The sequence below is a fragment of the uncultured Gemmiger sp. genome (assembly GCA_944388105.1).
Classification (GTDB): domain Bacteria; phylum Bacillota; class Clostridia; order Oscillospirales; family Ruminococcaceae; genus Gemmiger.
Map to the genome: position 1 here is coordinate 1 of CALXHN010000004.1, position 16,266 is coordinate 16,266.

Consider the following 16,266-nt stretch of genomic DNA (forward strand, 5'->3'; position numbering starts at 1 on the left):
AGGGGGTAATCCAGCAGGACCAGCTTGGCCCCGCGGAGGTTGTCCAGCGCCTTGAAGCGGGCCAGCAGCCGGTCACAGTCATAGTTGCCGTACAGGCAGGCCACGCAGAACCCGGTGCCGGCCACCCGGGAGCCGAAGTCGGCGATGGGATGCTGGGGGGTGCGGGCCCCTTCGCTGTGATCCCGCTCCACCACGCGGTAGAGCTCGGTGCTGCCGTTGTTCACCCGGACGGAGGAGACCTGGATGTTGGTCCAGCCCAGGCAGGTCAGCAGCCGGTGGATGCGCTCGGGGGTGGCGCTGCTGTCGTTGGAGGGCCAGTTTTCGATGAGGGGACGGGCGCCCCGGCGGTCCTGGGACGCATTGCCCCGCAGCAGGATGGAGCGCAGGGGCAGGGCCACGTCCCGCACCAGGCGGAAGTTGTCCTCAAATTCCTGCCAGAACTGCTGCAGGTAGCCGATGGCCTCGCTGGATTCAAACCGCACGTCGAAGTCGCCCCGGCGCACCCGGTTCATCCAGTCTTCGGCCACCGTGTAGTTCTGGACCTCGATGAGCTTGCCGATCTCCCCTTCCACTTCCGGGGACGCCGCAAAGAAGGCCGGGTTGTTGGCCACCAGGGCGGTGAGCTGGTCCTTGAGCTGGACCCCGTACTGGGCGGCCACCTGGTGGATCTGGGCATAGCACTGCTCCACCAGCTTGAACCAGAACCCATAGTTGCCGGTCTCCCCGCAGGTCAGGTACCAGCGGCGGACGGTCTCCTCCATGCTCATGAGGAAGGGGTCGCTCTGGATGATCTGCCCCCGGCTGAGGGCCAGGATGTAATCTTCCCGGAAGCGGCCCAGGTTCTGCTGGGCACGCAGGGCCGTCTGCTCCATATAGGGCGCCGGGTCGGCGGGCAGGGCTTCGGGCAGGTCGGCCCCGGTCATGACCAGATAGCTGCGGATCAGCTCGGCGGAACCGTAGTCGTTGTTCTTGGGGTCGGCGGAATAGATGTCCACCAGCCGCTCTTCCAGGGCGGGGTGGTCGGTCTCGCAGTGGCAGCGGATGCGGGCCAGGACGTTGTACCCGCCCAGGGCGCAGAAGGTGGCCCGGGTGTCGGGGAGGTAGTCCTCGTCCAGCAGCAGGCAGTCGCTGCGCAGGAAGTCCACATACAGATACCGGCGGGCGTCCTCGCTCCAGCTGCCCTCCAGCCGGTCATACAGGTCCCGGGCGGTGGTTTCCAGCAGGTAGAGGCCGCAGTCCTGTTCCGCGCCGGCGCCCCGGCGCAGGCGGTCGCAGTCCGCCCCCAGGGTGCGCAGCCGCTCCATGAGCTGGCCCCGGATGCGGCGGTATTCCGCCCGGGCGGGGCTTTCCGCCGGCTGGGCGGTGACCCCCTGGCTGCTCAGGTCGTACCAGTCACAGATGACCGCAAGGATGTTCTGCAGGCTGCTGCGCAGGTTGTTGCGCCGGTTGCCCTGCAGGCGGGCAGCCCGGTGCTTGATGTCCATGTTCTCCCCGGCCCGGTTCCAGCATTCGTTGATGTAGGCGTCGATGCTCTCGGCGGAGATGGAGGCGGCGGTCAGGGGTTTGCCGGCGGTGATCCACCGGTCCCGGAAGTCATCCCGGCAGGCGGCCATGGCTTCGGTGTCGTCCTCAATGATCTGCTTGAGCAGCACGGCGGGCATGCCGTCCCGGGCAAAGGCGATCTTTTTGGTCTCCACGTTGCGGGCAAAGCTGGCGTCCTCCCGCGGGGGGGTGAGCACAAACTGCTGGTAGAGGTTGCGGGCCCGGTGCAGGGTCTGTTCCAGCTTCTTCTTCTGGCCGTTCATGTCCAGGTTGTGGTAGTCGGCCAGACCGTCCACCGCACAGTTGGTCCATTTGTTGAACTGGCACAGCAGCTCATAGATCTCATTCAGGCTGGGGATCTCGTTGAAGGCGTCGATGCTGTCGTGCAGGGAGCCGATGTTGTAGCCGTAGACGCTGCCGTTGGTGAACGCCGCCCGCAGGCAGGCCGCCGCCATGCAGTAATTGTTCAGCACGGGGTAGTCGCTGTCGCCGCCGGCCAGCAGTTCCAGCAGGTGGCCCACGCTGTAATCGCAGTCAAAGGCGGGGTTGTCCGCCGCCAGACTGACCACCCGGTAGACCGGCAGCAGGGCTTCGGGGTTCAGTTCCGCCCCGGCTTTCAGGTAGGCCAGCATCCGGGGCAGGCGGTATTCCCCCTTGAGACCCAGGGCATAGTCGATGACCTGCTGGCGGCTCAGGTTCAGCTTGGCCCAGCCGTCCGGGTCGGTGTAGGGGGCGGGTTCCGGCTCCTCCGGCTCTTCCGCCGCTTCCTCCTCCATCTCTTCCGCCGTCTGCTCCGGTTCCTCCTCCGGACGGTCCGTTTCCTCCGCCTGGGCAGCGGGGAGTTCCTCCACCACCGGGACCTCCTCGGCCTTGACGGCATGCTTTTCCTCCAGGGCCTTGACCTGGACCATGATGGCGGTGTAGACCTCCTGGGTCACGCAGTCCTCATGCAGCTGGGGCAGCAGCGCCCGGACGCTTTCGGGGTCGTCCTCAGCGCAGGCGTGCTGCAGCAGGTTGACCACGCACTCCCCGTTCACCGAGCGCTGCAGGTTCATGTTGCCCCGCAGCTCCCCGTGACTGGTCACGAACTGCCGGAACTGGCGGCTCTTGTGGGCCAGCCGTTCCAGCCAGGGAAGTTCGCCGGTGGTGTCGTACTGCTTTTTCAGGATGCTCATTTCCCGCTGCAGGATGGTGGGATAGGATTTGGATTCATTGCACCGCTTTTCCGCATCCTCCAGGGTGGACAGAGCCTGCCCGATCTCCCCCAGATTGCGCCAGACCTGGGCCAGGGAAGCGTAGGCCTGCCAGGTCTGGGGCATGTCGTCCCGGTGGACGCGGCACAGCTCCGCCGCCCGCTGCAGCGGTTCGGTCAGACCGGTGGCGTTGTACTGGGTCAGCGCCGTGGTCAGCGCCAGGTCCAGGGCTTCGGGCCGGGCCCGGGTGTTCAGGGCCTTCTCCACCCAGTACCAGGTCCGCTCAAAGCGTTTCCTGTCATTGCTTTCGGCCAGGGCGTTCCGGGCCAGGTCCGGGGCACCGGGCTGCACCGCCACCGCCTGCCCGCCCCGCAGCCGGAAGCAGACGCTGATGAACTTGCCGCCCATGTCGGCGCACTGCTGGGTGCGGATCCTGCTTTTCAGGGTGATGTTGATGATGTCCTCATAGGAGAAGGTCACCGTGCCCTGGTCGTACTCGATGGTGCCCCGTTCCCCCACCCAGCTCAGCCGGATGATGGTGCCGCAGAGCAGGTCCTGCTGTTCCTGGGGGATCAGGGGTTCCTCCTCTTCCTCGGGGGGTGTCTCGGGTTCGGCGGCCTGCTTTTCGGCGTCGGCCAGTTCCCCGCTGCGCCGGCGCAGGCAGTCCAGCACGCCGGAACCGGGATAATGGCTTTCCAGCAGCCGCACCGCATAGCTCAGGGCGCTGCCCTTGGGCAGCGGCACCCCGGCCACCGCCGCCAGATGGGCCGCCAGTTCGTCCAGATACCCGGCAGGCAGGTCCCCGGCGTGTTCGGACAGCCAGACCACCACCTGCAGGTCTCCGGCGGCCACACAGGCTTCGTCCAGCAGGGTGAACAGCTGGTTCAGCTCCTCGCCCCGGGCGCCGGCGCAGATGCCCATGGCCGCGTAGGCGCCGGCTTCCTCATACCGGTTGGCGTTCCGGGCGCTGAAGGCGGCTTCCCGATAGGCCCGCCCCCGGGCAAAGACCTCCTCCGGGTCCTCCCCGGTGCGGCGTATCAGACAGCCGCAGAAAAGGGCGGTGCGGTACTCACCGGCCACGGCGGGGTTTTCCTGCAGGATGCCCCGGATCTGCATGGCCGCCCGACGGGTCTTGTAGGCGTCGTTGTTGCGCATGCCGAACAGCAGGCTGTTGTACTGCCCCACCAGCAGGGATTTGGTGGACTTGGGCAGGGCGTCAAAGGCCTGTTTCAGTTCGTCGTCCCGCAGCTGGGGCCATTCCAGGGACGTCTGATAAAAAGGCCGGAAATCCCGCACCGGGGCCGGCTGACTGTCCGCCGGTTTTTCCACGGCCGGCGGCGCCGGCGGGGCCGGGGTCTCGGCCGCGGGGGCCGCGGGGGCTGCGGGGGCTGCGCCTGCTTCCGTCTGCCGGAAGAACAGCACTTCCCCATAAGACAGGCAGATCACTTCGCCGTCGTCCGCGGTCAGTTCCAGTCCTTCTTCATGATCGGTATCTGTGATGATGCCGGTAAGTCTTCGTTCTCTGTCGCCATCGTTGAATTTCAGTTCCACCCGTGTGCCGGGTTCCAGTTTGGCCAACTTCTTTTCCATGAGTTTTGACATGGTGATTTCCGTCCTTTCTATTTTGATTTTCAGGCCGTCCGGCGGCCCGTTCCGGCGATCAGTGGTATTCCACCAGGCGGATCTCCGCCTCAGGTTCCTGGAAATTTTCCAGCGTGCCGTACAGCACGCCGTCCTCCTCCCGCAGGGGCAGCACCAGGCAGCCCCCGTCCCGGGTGTACACCTCCGCCCGGGCCTGCAGGCCCGGGTGCTGCTGCAGGCTCAGCTGCACCGTCAGGGTATGCCGGCGGGTGTCGTAGGCGATCATATCCTCCTCGGTCTCGGTGCCGTCCACCCGCACCACGGGGTCCGGGCCGGCCGCACCGCGGGCACCGGCCGGGACCGGCGCTGCGGGAATGAAAAAGCCGATGCGCGCCGCGGCATCCTCCACCCGGCGGAAGGCGGCCCGCAGCCCTTCCCCGGTCCGGTCCAGGTGCAGCTCCACCGCTGCCAGGACCGGGGACGGCTCCCCCGTGCCCACCAGATCAAAGAGCTGAGCCAGCACGGCATACCGCCGGTAGCAATATTCGCAGCTGCGGATATGGTCCAGATATTCTTCATCCTGCGGGGTCGCTTGCTCCCCGCGCATGGCCCGACGGGTCAGGTCATACAGCGTTTTGTCGTTGATATGGCTCATCGATTGTCTCCTTTGTCAAGAAACTTTTTGGCGGAGGTAGGCAGATTCAGGCAGCAGTAATCCGACAGCGCCTCGTTCTTCATGATCCGCTTGTAGGCGCCGGACAGCATCTGGGGATGGACCGACCCGCACCAGGTACGGACCTGCTCCAGGGTATACAGCCGGCCGTACGGCACCTCCGCCAGCCGGCAGGATACACCGTCCAGCTGCACGGTCTTGTTCAGATTCCGCCGGAACGCCCACCCCCAGCGCACCGGCATCCGGAAATACCAGGAAAATTCCTGCTGGCTTTCCTCGCACAGGGTTCCCAGTGTCTTGTCCTTCATATGGGCCATGGCCCAGACGGCGGAACAGGAATCGGAGGGCTGGGGGAATTTCAGCTGGCCTTCCCGCACCGGCGGGCGGACCTGTGCCCGCCCCCGGTCCCGGGGGTCCCAGCGCTGGGCGGCGGGCAGGCCGAATTCGGGGTCGAACCGGCCGGTCAGCTGGTACAGGATGCGGCCGTAACACAGGGCCAGCCCCTTGCCCGCCATCCCCCTGTAGCTCAGCAGGGCCCGGACGTAACACAGCAGGACCTGGTCGTGGCATTGCAGTTCCAGCCTGTGTTCCAGTTCGTTCAGGATGTTGTCCTCATCGCTCTGAAAAAGGCCCTCGTCCAGCTGAAAGCCGGACTCATCCCGGATGTAGGGGTCCGCCAGACGGATCTTCTGGACCGGGTCGCCCCGCTTTTTTTCCTCCCCGGGCGCCGGTTCCCCGGGGGCGTTGTAGTCGCTGCGGCGCCGGGGGCCCATCTCGTATTTGCTGCCGGGATGAAGCAGCTTGAGATAGTCGGAGGCCTGGTTGCGGCACAGCCGGGTGGCCAGCCCCGCATAATGACAGACCGGGATCTGTTTTTTCCTGTGGACGCACAGGTCGGCCATGATCTTGAGAAAGGCGTCCTGGAAGACGGTCACGGTTTCGGTGGGAAGTTCACTGGGCCACAGGCCCCCTTTTGTAAGCCTTGCCTTGATCTTTTTCCTGCAGTAGGCATAGGTGGCACGGTACAGTTTTTCCACCGCCTCTTCCTTGGCCGGTGTGTCCCACCATTGCCGCGGGGTGCAGGCCTTTCCGGGGGGCAGAAGCCGGATGTATTCCAGATACACCTGCTGCAGTCTGTCCGCCGGGGTGCCCGGTTCGGGCGGGCGTCTTTCCCGCTCCTTTTTCAGGTCTTCCTTTTCCCCTTCCTCCAGGTCCTCCTCTGCCGGGAGGTCCATGCTCTCTTTTTCATAAAAATCCTGGGTATTGGCCGGCTTTGGCCGCTCTTCCGCGGCCGATGAAACTGATCGGCGCATATGATCTGCACGCTCCTTTTTTCACGGAATTCCGGGCTGTCTGTGCGCACAGCCCCGCGCGCCGGCGGGGCCATTTCCCCGCCGTTACTCATAGGGAACGACTCCCGGAGAAAATGTTGAAGTGAAAAAACGGATTTTTTTGAAATTTTTTCCGGGGCGGCTCAGCGGCAGCGGTGGCAGACAAATCCGCCCCAGTAATGTTCATCGGCAAAGGGGCGGAAGCTGTCCGCCCGTTCCAGGCGCAGGTCCAGCACCGCCCGCATGGCGGCGGAGGTTTCGGGGTCCCGGCGCAGGGCGTCCCACCCGGCCTGTTTCAGCTGGGCCACGGTGGCCTGTGCCAGGGAGGCCTTGGCTTCCCGCAGGGCGTCGGGCACCGGGCGGTCCTGCTGCAGCAGCCGGTAAAACCGGCGCATGAGTTCGGCGGCGGCAAAGTCGTCCGCCTCCCACAGGGAGGTCACCACATACCCCACCCCCGCGGCCGCAAAGGCGGACACCAGCCCCTGCACGCTGCCCGCGGTGTTTGCCTCCCCCATTCCGGTGAAGCAGGCGGACAGCACCGCCAGCCCGGTGCCGTGCAGGTCCATACGGCTGATCTCGTCGGCGGTCAGGATGCCGTTGCCGCAGCGCTCGTCCTCCCGCCCGGTATCCAGAAAGGTCTGGGCTCCGGCCAGATAGATGCGGGCGCTGAACAGGGCGTTGCTCTCCCCGGTCTGGTCGAAATCCCCGTGGGCGGCGATGTGCAGGATGCCGTACCGACCCGCCTGCCGCAGCAGTTCCTGTTTGGTGGCCCGGTCCCCGGTCAGGCAGCGGCCGCCGGTGCACCGGGCCACCATGCGGGCTTCCAGCCCGCTGAAGGGCAGCGGCTGCAGGGACTGGCCATGGCGGAGGGTATCCGCCCCGGGAAAGCGGTCCCGGCTGCCCGCCCGGTAGTCCGGGTCCCCCACCACAAACGCCCCGTCCTGGGGGGCGGCCGCGGTGGCAAAGAGGATGTCCCGGCCGCAGATCAGTTCGGTCACGGTGAACCGCTTGTCCAGGGTATGGGCCCCGTCCGGCCCCAGCAGGCCGTAGGGAATGTTGCGCAGCAGCTCTTCGGGCGCGATGTACAGGGCACGGACCCCCGCCAGCAGGTCCTCCACCGGAGCGATCAGGGTGCGGTAGAGGGTGCTGCGCAGGGCATTCTTCCGGGCCCGGGCTTTCCGGTCGGCACCGCCGGCGTCCCGGCAGCAGGCGCGGAAATCCCCGCACAGCTGCTGCAGGCTGTCCATATCCGCCCCGGGCAGGGTGCGCCGGTACAGGCGGACGGTCCCTTCCTGCTGCCGCAGCAGGTATACATCCAGCCATTGTTCCCCCGTGCCGTCCTCCTGGCCCAGGAAATTCTGCCGGGTGGTCTCGAAGGCCCAGTAGTATTCCACCAGGGCACTGCCTTCGGGCAGTTTTTCTGCCAGGGCCCGGGGGGTGATGGGGGTGAAGTGCCGGATATCCGGCATGGCGCTTTCGATCCGGGCCGAAAGGCGGGCCACCTCCCGCTCCGTCTCCTCCAGAGAGGGCCCGCCCGGGTCCTCCATGGCATACAGGGCGGTCTGCCGGTTCTGCAGCCGGCGCAGCCGGTCCAGGGCACGGCGGGTCTCCTCGTCCCCCAGGCCCATGAGGATGCGGTTGCGCTCCCGTCCGGCCAGGGCGGCCAGGGCCTTGCCCCGCAGCACCAGCCCGAACATCTGCTCTTCGCTGCGCACGGGGCGCAGGATGCAGTAGGCGTTGGCGAACACCGCCCGGGCATTGACCAGGGACACGGTGAGGGCGGTATCGTCCAGGGTACAGACGTTGTTTTTCCATTGCCGGTCCAGCTCTTCCAGCTGGGCAACGGCACCGGGGACGGCCGCCCCGGGCCCGCCGTACTGCCTGCGGATCAGGTTGATGACGATATGGCAGGAGGACCGGATGCGGTCCTGCAGCAGGGTGTCCCGGAGCAGGGCTTCGCAGGGGTCGGCCAGACGGGCACATTCCGGGTCGTTCTGCATCCACAGGAACAGCATCAGCTGGTACAGCAGCACCGTGTACGCGGGGCGGTAGAGGGGGTCGTCCCGCAGCCGGTCCAGGGAGGTGCGCACCAGCAGCACCGCGTCCGGCAGGTCCTGCGGCCGCAGCATCCCGTTGCTGCACAGCATTTCCAGCATGGCGCTGTAGGGGACCAGTTCCAGCTTTCCTCCCGACGGCGGGGCCGACGGGTCCTGCCGCAGGGCCGCGGCCCTGCGCTTCACCCGCTGCCGCAGCTGTTCCGCTTTCTCCTCCCCCAGCTCGTCCACGATCTGCCGGCAGGAATAGCAGACCATCACCGCCTGCTGGTAGATCTCCTCGCTGCGGGGATCCCCCGCTTCTTCCATCTGTCGGATCAGCCGGTCCAGGCGGTCCAGGCCTTCGGCCACATGCCCCTGCACACAGTACAGGTATCCGGCGTTGTAATCCAGGGTGGCGTCATCCACATGGGCGACGCCGTCCATGCCCGGGGCGAAGGGGACTTCCCGGGCGCGCAGGGTGTCTTCCAGCGCCCGGTTGTAGCTGCCCCGGGCGCAGTCCAGCACCCCCGCCAGGGTGTAGGCGTACCGACGGCGGTAGTAGCTCTGCCCGGGGTCGCCGTCAAAGGCCTCGCAGGCGGCGCGGTACCGGTCCAGCAGCCCGTCCAGACCGTCGCACACCCCCATGCGGGGCAGCCGGCCCAGCACCCCGAACACCACCGGACCCAGAAGCTGCAGCTGCTGCCCGTAAGGCAGATCCCCGTACCCGTGGCCCAGCATTTTTTCCAGAAATTCCACCAGGAACCGCACGCCCGCCCCGTCCCAGTCCCGGCGGCGGATCACCAGCCGCACATACCAGAAGTAGGCCCGGGGCACGCAGGTCAGCAGATGCCCGGGGCCCAGCGCCCCTTCCCGCAGCGCCATGCACTGCCGGAAGGCTTCCTGGGCTTCCTCATACCGTTGCGTATTGTGCAGGGCGATGCCGTACATCCAGAAGAAATCACTTTTTCCCAGGGTGTCCGGCCGGCGCTGCACCCCGGGCAGGGCCGCATCCCCGCAGGCGGCGGCCAGGGCGGAGCCTCCCTGGTCGATGCAGTCCAGCAGCACCTGGACATACAGGTTCCAGGCGGTCTCCTCCCCGAAGGTCCGGCACGCATCCGCCAGACACATCTGCATCACCCGGCAGCCCTCCTGCTGCAGTCCGTAGGCGGCACAGCCCCCGGCCATGGCCCGGAGCAGTTCCCACTGGTTCATCAGCGCCCGCTCGTCCTCCTCATCGGAGTCCTCCCAGGTCTGCAGGAGTTCCAGTTCCCGGGCGGGGATGCAGTCCAGCAGGATGTCCCACTGCCGGTCGGTGTCGGCACAGCTTTGCAGCAGCAGCCCCGCCCCCAGAAGGTGGTCCTGTTCCGGCCAGGGGACCTCCACCGCCTGCCCCGCGCTGCGGAAGACCTCCGCCACGCAGCGGGTCAGGGATTCCCGGGAGGCGGACGCCGGCTGGGCGCAGAGCAGCAGCTCCGCCCGCACCTGCAGCAGGCACAGTGCCAGCAGGGCACCGCCGCCCCGGATCTCCTGCGCCCGGTCGGCGCCGGTATGGGCGTCCTCCGGCCCGATCACCAGGCGGGCCAGCCGGTCCACCGCCTCCTCCCGCAGCCGTTCCCGCAGCTTTTCCGCCGCGGCCCGCAGGGCATCCCGCTCTTCCCGCAGATGCCGTTCTTCCATCCTCCTCACCCCCGCCTTTTCGAGATATATTCTCATGATACTACAAAAATATGGCAGGAACAAGGCGTGTTTTTCGGTCGTTTTGCCGAAATTTGCTTTTCTTTTGCGCCGGCGGCCCGGGCCACTTCAAATTTTTTGCCCTGCCTCGTCCAATATGACACAAAGGAGGGAGAACCCATGACGAACTGTTCGATGCCCCCTCTGTGGGAAGAGAAGGACGCGGTCTTTCTGGTGACCGGCATGACCGAGAACGAACGCTTTGTGCGGGACCTGGCCGGCACGCCGGCCATCCGCCGGTATACCGTTTCCGAGGATATGGACAACCTGGTGTATTACAAACTGGCGTACACGCCCCCTTATGAAAGCTTTGAGGGGCTGCGCCGGCTGTACCTGCTGCTGATGGACGCCGCCGGCCTGCAGGCCCAGTACCGGGGGGTGCTGGCGCTGGATCTGAGCGAGTGGCTGGACCACCCCCGGGAGGACTACCTGCACATCGCCTTCAAGTACCTGCACGACCACCGCCGGGACTGGAAGCTGCTGTTTGTGGCGGGGGCGGCGGACACCGGACAGCTGCAGCCCCTTGTGCAGACCGCCGCCCTGTACCTGCGCCCCCAGCTGTGGCAGCTCTGCCTGTTCCGGGACCTGCCGGTGCTGGAACACTACATTGCCGCCCGCCTGTCCATCACCCCGGAAGCCTGCACCGCGCTGACCGGTCTGTGCAGCCGGCTGACCCCGCTGCACAGCTGCGCCGTGCTGGAACAGGTACTGCAGGAACTGCAGGACCTGGCGGGGGAACGGGTGACCCGCCGCATCCTGCAGCGCTATCTGAAGGAGGAGACCAGTCTGGTGGCCATTCTCAACGGCGGTCCGATAGAGGCCGCCGTACCCGGAAACAAGGAGGAAGAAAACCATGCCCCCATTTGATATCCGCTACGATTACGAATCCGACTGGCGGCCGTATGTGTTCCCGGAGCCTTCGGCCCGACTGGCCACCATGAACGAGATCCGGCGGGACTACCCGCCGGTGGAACTTTCCCACAAACCGCTGAAAGCCGGCGGCATGCCGGTGTGGAGCGACGGCAGCACCGTCTGCCTGAACACCCGGGACGAGATGACCCTGGGGGTGGGCTTTACCGGCGCCGGCAAGAGCCGCCGGGGGGTGGGCCCCACCATCGCCATGCTGGCCAAGGGCGGGGAGAACATCGTGGCCATTGATGTGAAAGGGGAGCTGACCACCGGCTCCCTGGCCCGCTACATCCGGGGCGTCCTGGACGAAAACGACTACAAGACGGTATTTTTTGACCTGCGCGGTTTCCGGGGAGACGGGTTCAATCCCCTGCTGCTGCCCTACCGGATGTACCGGGAGGGCAAGCCGGGGGAAGCCCTGCGCCTGCTGCATGAACAGTTCAACAACCTGTCCCATGTGTACAACGGCTCCACCGCCGACCCGTTCTGGACGCTGGAAGGGGTGCTGTGCCTGATGGGGTTCTGCTGCGGCATGTTCGCCTGCATTGATGACCCCGACTGCATCCACATGCTCTCCCTGGCCATGCTGCTCAACGACGAAGGCTGCAACGCCATGCACACCATCCGGGAGCGGTGCCGTCTGCCGGACATCGTCTCCTCCACCCTGGATTCCATCCTGTCCATGCCCGAGCGCACCCGCATGTCGGTCATTGCCACCGCCTACAGCATGCTGCAGCCCTTTGTGGTCAATGACCAGCTGATGCGGATGACCAGCTGCACCACCTTCGATTTTGCGGAGCTGGCAAAGCGCAAATGCGCCGTGTTCATCATCGTGCCCGACGAGGTGGACAGCTACGACCCCTTTGTGGGCATCCTGCTGGACCAGCTGTCCAGCACCCTGGTGGGGCTGGCCTACCGCTGCGGGGGCAGCCTGCCCATCCGCACCAACTTTGTGTGTGACGAATTCACCCAGTATTTCATCCAGAACATGAGCCGCAACATCAGCGCCCACCGTTCCCGCAACATCCGGTGGTACATCTGGTGCCAGGGGCTGGAACAGCTCAAGACGGCCTATCCCAAGGACGCCCCCGTCATCCTGGAAAACTGCGCCAACCTGTATTTCATGAACAGCCCCGAGCTGAGCCTGCTGCAATATCTGTCCGAGCGGTCCGGCCAGGTCATGGGCACCGCCGGCAGCGTGCGGCCCCTGCTGCGGGTGCAGGACCTGCAGACCCTGAAAAAGACCGCCGAATACACCGAGACCTATTTCAGCGCCCCGGGGGTGCAGTTCGTGGGGCGGCTGCCGGACATCAGCCGGTATGCCTGCCTGCAGTTTCCCCCCAAGACCTACACCATCCCCTGCCACCTGTCCGACCGGAAGGTGCCTACCATGGATATCAAACACATGCTGCGCCGTCCCGACTCCATCTTTTTGTGAGCGCCGGACTGCCCCAGCCAGAAAGGAGACCGTTCCATGATCCAGATTCCCATTGCCGACCGCCAGGGGCTGCGCTCCGGCGATCTGGTCAGCTGTTTTGCCTGCCGTTACCGCACGGTGCTGCTGTGCGGCGAGATCACCGAGGCCCTGGCCTGCGACGTGGTGCTGCAGATCGAATACCTCTCTCTGGAAAGCACGGCGGACATCCTGCTGTACATCCAGAGCCCCGGGGGCAGCGTGAGCGCGGGGCTGGCCATCTATGACGCCATGCAGCGCTCCCGCTGCGACATTGCCACCGTCTGCCTGGGCACGGCGTCCAGCATGGCGGCGGTGCTGGTGGCCGCCGGCACCCCGGGCAAGCGCTACTGCACCCCCCACGGGGAACTGATGATCCACCAGGTGCTGGGCGGCATGCAGGGACAGGCCAGCGACATCGAGATCGCCGCCGCCCACCTGCGCAGCCGCCGGGACCTGCTGGACACCATTCTGGCCCGGGCCTGCGGCAAGCCGGCGGCCCGGGTCCACCAGGACTGCGACCGCGACCACTTCATGACCGCGGAGGAGGCCATCCGCTACGGTCTGGTGGACCATCTGTACCAGGCACCCCTGCAGGCCTGATTCCGGACCGGACAGCAGACAGGGACCGGCAATTGCCGGTCCCTGTTTTTTCTGCCGCCTGTCAGGCGGCGCTCTCCTGGGTCATGTACATATGGAGCTTCATGACATACCACTGTACCCGCTCTTCGGCGTAATCCCGGGCGTCGCTTTCACAGGCCTGGGTGTAGTAGGCCTCGAAGTCCTCCTCCCCGCTCTCGTAGTCCCGGAACTCCTTCTCATACTGTTCCACCGACCGGAAGACCTGCAGGCTGCGGGACTGTTCCGGGGCAGCGGTGTACAGATCCAGCAGCCGGTACTGGTAGGCATGGTACGCCTCATGGCAGATCGCTTCCAGCATGTAGCCCCCCGAACGGGTCTCCAGGTCATCCGCACTGATGGTGATGGTCAGGGACCTGTCATTGTAGGAGGCAATGACATCCCCCTCCACCCGGGCCACCCGGGCCGTCAGGGCATAGGGCAGGCCCAGGGAGGATTGTTCCAGGTCGATCACCGTCTGCAGCACATCCAGCTTCTGCTGCAGCGTCAGGGTCTGCCAGGTATCCTCTTCCAGCTGCACCAGGGTCGGCATGCAGTCCTCCACCTGCTGCTGGACGGCCTGGGTGTCCTCCGGGGCACCGGCCGCCAGCGGTCCGCTGAACAGCGTGGGCACAAGGCAGGCAAGCATCATCCCGCCCAGGCCCATCGCCAGGGTCCGGTGCACCGCCGACAGGGATTGCCGGTGCCGGAATTCCCGGATCCGGCAGTGGCGGGCATAGGTGTCCGCCCGCACGGGCTGGCTCTGGATCAGGAAGATACACACCATGATCAGGAGGGCGGTCCCGATGAGGAACAGATAAATGAGCACCGGGTGCATCTGCCGGTAGGAAAGGACGGTGTACAGACCGAAGGCGATGGCCAGGTCCCCCTGGACGCCGCCGAAGCTGGTGCGGCGCTCCCGCCGCCACCAGATGCCCCAGGCACTGCAGCCCACCACCAGCGCCCACAGGATACGCAGGCACTGGATCTCCCCCATCCCGTCGATGCTGCGGAAGAGCAGCACCCGGTAACAGAGCATCCAGAGAAGCGCCCAGAATCCATGTCCCACCAGGACAGCGGCGCTGACGGTTCGGTAATTTTCGCGCATGATCCTCTTCCTTTCCTTCCCCGGTCCGGACTGTCGGGAAACCCTTCTTTTCTCTTATGACGACAGTGCCGGTCAAAGTTGCAGTGCCGGAAGGCCCTTTTTTCCGTTTTTTTCGGGCCGGGGACTGGCATTCCGGCACGGGAACTCGTGATGGTATCTGACAGCCCTGTTCCCCGCGTTCCCGCACCGCCTGCGGGGGAAGGCTTTTGGGGCGGGCGCGCAGCCGCCGGCGCCGTCAGGCTTCGGCGGTTTTTACAATTGCGGCGCGTCTGATTTGGACACGATCACAAAATTTTTCCCGGATGCTTGACATTTCCGGCGGGGTCTGGTATACTCCGGGCAATTCAACGAACTGAATCGCTGAAGCAAACCGATGACGCAGAGAAGTACGCAGGGAGCCGTTTTCCCAAGAGAGCCGCGGGCGGTGGGATCGCGGTGTGAACGGCCCTGCCGAATGGACTGCCGAGGGCGGGCCCAACGGGGTGACCCCAGTAGGTACCGACGGATTTCCACCGTTACAGGGAACGGTGTGTGTTGGCACGCCGAAAGAGCGGGCGGGTTTTTCCCCGTCAATTTGGGTGGCACCGCAGAAGCGCAAAAGGCTTTTGTCCCAAAGGGTATTTTTTACACATGCCCTGTGGGACAAGAGCCTTTTCTCTTTTCCCCCGGGGCCCACGGAAAGGAGGCCCACCATGGCCGCAGAAAAAATCCCTTACAAGATCTACCTGTCCGAAGAAGAAATGCCCCGCACCTGGTACAACGTCCGGGCGGACATGAAGAACAAGCCGGCGCCCCTGCTGAACCCGGCCACCGGCCAGCCCATGGGGTACGAGGACCTGCGCCCGGTGTTCTGCGACGAGCTCATCCGCCAGGAACTGGACAACGACACCCGGGAAATTCCCATTCCGGATGAAATCCGGGATTTCTACAAAATGTATAGACCCTCTCCCCTGGTGCGGGCCTACTGTCTGGAGAAAAAGCTGGGCACCCCCGCCAAGATCTACTACAAGTTCGAGGGCAACAACACCTCCGGCAGCCACAAGCTGAACAGCGCCATCGCCCAGGCCTACTACGCCAAGCAGCAGGGCCTGAAGGGGGTCACCACCGAGACCGGTGCCGGCCAGTGGGGCACCGCCCTGTCCATGGCCTGCGCCTATCTGGGTCTGGACTGCCAGGTGTATATGGTCAAGTGTTCCTATGAGCAGAAGCCCTTCCGCCGGGAGGTCATGCGGGTGTACGGGGCCTCGGTGACCCCCTCCCCCTCCGATACCACCCAGGTGGGCCGCCGCATTCTGGCGGAGCACCCGGGCACCACCGGCTCCCTGGGCTGCGCCATCAGCGAGGCGGTGGAGAAAGCCACCACCACCCCCGGCTACCGGTATGTGCTGGGCAGCGTGCTCAACCAGGTGCTGCTGCACCAGAGCGTCATCGGGCTGGAATCCAAGGCCGCCCTGGACAAATACGGGGTGGTGCCGGACATCATCATCGGCTGCGCCGGGGGCGGCAGCAACCTGGGCGGGCTGATCTCCCCCTTCATGGGCCAGAAACTGCGGGGCGAGCGGGATTACCGCTTCATCGCGGTGGAACCGGCCTCCTGCCCCAGCTTCACCCGGGGCAGATTCGCCTACGATTTCTGCGACACCGGCATGGTCTGCCCCCTGGCCAAGATGTACACCCTGGGCAGCAACTTCATCCCCTCGGCCAACCACGCGGGCGGACTGCGGTACCACGGCATGAGCTCGGTGCTGTCCCAGCTGTACCACGACGGGCTGATGGAGGCGGTGGCCGTGGAGCAGACCAAGGTCTTTGAGGCGGCGGAGGAGTTCGCCCGGGTGGAGGGCCTCCTGCCTGCCCCGGAGAGCAGCCACGCCATCCGGGTGGCCATAGACGAGGCCCTGCGCTGCAAGGAGACCGGGGAGGAAAAGACCATCCTCTTCGGGCTGACCGGCACCGGCTACTTCGACATGGTGGCCTATGAGAAGTTCCACGACGGGCTGATGACCGACACCATCCCCACCGACGAAGAACTGGAAGCCAGCTTTGCCCGTCTGCCCCAGGTTCCCGGCCAATAACCGGAGCCTGTCCCTA

At 65.6% G+C, this 16,266-nt stretch carries 9 protein-coding genes; 4 read left to right on the forward strand and 5 right to left on the reverse strand.

Features of this window, described 5'->3' with window-relative positions; genetic code table 11:
• From Q0K17_RS00845 to Q0K17_RS00860, 4 genes are all read right to left on the reverse strand, one after another.
• Nucleotides 1–4,325 (reverse strand): hypothetical protein (locus tag Q0K17_RS00845; RefSeq protein ID WP_294538682.1); only part of this gene is annotated, 4,325 nt, incomplete at its 3' end.
• 70 nt (nucleotides 4,326–4,395) lie between these two features.
• Nucleotides 4,396–4,971, reverse strand: coding sequence for a hypothetical protein (locus Q0K17_RS00850; RefSeq protein ID WP_294538684.1), 576 nt, complete (start codon nucleotides 4,969–4,971; stop codon nucleotides 4,396–4,398).
• On the reverse strand, nucleotides 4,968–6,224 hold the full coding sequence (locus Q0K17_RS00855) for a hypothetical protein (protein WP_294538685.1): 1,257 nt from the start codon (nucleotides 6,222–6,224) through the stop codon (nucleotides 4,968–4,970). The genes Q0K17_RS00850 and Q0K17_RS00855 overlap by 4 nt, the downstream gene beginning before the upstream one ends.
• A 239-nt stretch (nucleotides 6,225–6,463) precedes the next feature.
• Nucleotides 6,464–10,033, reverse strand: coding sequence for a CHAT domain-containing protein (locus tag Q0K17_RS00860; RefSeq protein WP_294538687.1), 3,570 nt, complete (start codon nucleotides 10,031–10,033; stop codon nucleotides 6,464–6,466).
• A gap of 177 nt (nucleotides 10,034–10,210) precedes the next feature.
• On the opposite strand from Q0K17_RS00860, the gene Q0K17_RS00865 reads away from it, so the two are divergent.
• Genes Q0K17_RS00865 through Q0K17_RS00875 form a run of 3 tightly spaced genes read left to right on the forward strand, consistent with a single transcriptional unit; the run spans nucleotide 10,211 to nucleotide 13,055 of the window.
• Nucleotides 10,211–10,957 carry a hypothetical protein gene (locus tag Q0K17_RS00865; protein WP_294538689.1) on the forward strand — a complete coding sequence of 249 codons (747 nt, stop codon included), beginning with the start codon at nucleotides 10,211–10,213 and terminating at the stop codon, nucleotides 10,955–10,957.
• Entirely contained in the window at nucleotides 10,944–12,437 is a 1,494-nt protein-coding gene (locus Q0K17_RS00870) for a type IV secretory system conjugative DNA transfer family protein (RefSeq protein ID WP_294538691.1), read from the forward strand. The genes Q0K17_RS00865 and Q0K17_RS00870 overlap by 14 nt, the downstream gene beginning before the upstream one ends.
• 36 nt (nucleotides 12,438–12,473) lie before the next feature.
• Nucleotides 12,474–13,055, forward strand: a complete 582-nt coding sequence (locus Q0K17_RS00875; protein ID WP_294538693.1) for an ATP-dependent Clp protease proteolytic subunit — start codon at nucleotides 12,474–12,476, stop codon at nucleotides 13,053–13,055.
• A 61-nt stretch (nucleotides 13,056–13,116) separates the two neighbouring features.
• On the opposite strand, the gene Q0K17_RS00880 is transcribed toward Q0K17_RS00875, so the two are convergent.
• Nucleotides 13,117–14,178, reverse strand: a complete 1,062-nt coding sequence (locus Q0K17_RS00880) for a hypothetical protein (RefSeq protein ID WP_294538695.1) — start codon at nucleotides 14,176–14,178, stop codon at nucleotides 13,117–13,119.
• Between the two features lie 692 nt (nucleotides 14,179–14,870).
• Here Q0K17_RS00880 and Q0K17_RS00885 point away from each other — a divergent pair.
• Nucleotides 14,871–16,250: a TrpB-like pyridoxal phosphate-dependent enzyme gene (locus tag Q0K17_RS00885; protein ID WP_294538697.1), complete on the forward strand. Its 1,380-nt coding sequence runs from the start codon at nucleotides 14,871–14,873 to the stop codon at nucleotides 16,248–16,250.
• Nucleotides 16,251–16,266 lie beyond the last annotated feature (16 nt).

Bases quoted from the DNA above. Each gene is read 5' to 3' on its own strand.
- Q0K17_RS00870 (WP_294538691.1), top strand. From the start codon at position 10,944: ATGCCCCCATTTGATATCCGCTACGATTACGAATCCGACTGGCGGCCG.
- Q0K17_RS00875 (WP_294538693.1), top strand. From the start codon at position 12,474: ATGATCCAGATTCCCATTGCCGACCGCCAGGGGCTGCGCTCCGGCGAT.
- Q0K17_RS00865 (WP_294538689.1), top strand. From the start codon at position 10,211: ATGACGAACTGTTCGATGCCCCCTCTGTGGGAAGAGAAGGACGCGGTC.
- Q0K17_RS00885 (WP_294538697.1), top strand. From the start codon at position 14,871: ATGGCCGCAGAAAAAATCCCTTACAAGATCTACCTGTCCGAAGAAGAA.
- Q0K17_RS00850 (WP_294538684.1), bottom strand. From the start codon at position 4,971: ATGAGCCATATCAACGACAAAACGCTGTATGACCTGACCCGTCGGGCC.
- Q0K17_RS00880 (WP_294538695.1), bottom strand. From the start codon at position 14,178: ATGCGCGAAAATTACCGAACCGTCAGCGCCGCTGTCCTGGTGGGACAT.
- Q0K17_RS00860 (WP_294538687.1), bottom strand. From the start codon at position 10,033: ATGGAAGAACGGCATCTGCGGGAAGAGCGGGATGCCCTGCGGGCCGCG.
- Q0K17_RS00855 (WP_294538685.1), bottom strand. From the start codon at position 6,224: ATGGACCTCCCGGCAGAGGAGGACCTGGAGGAAGGGGAAAAGGAAGAC.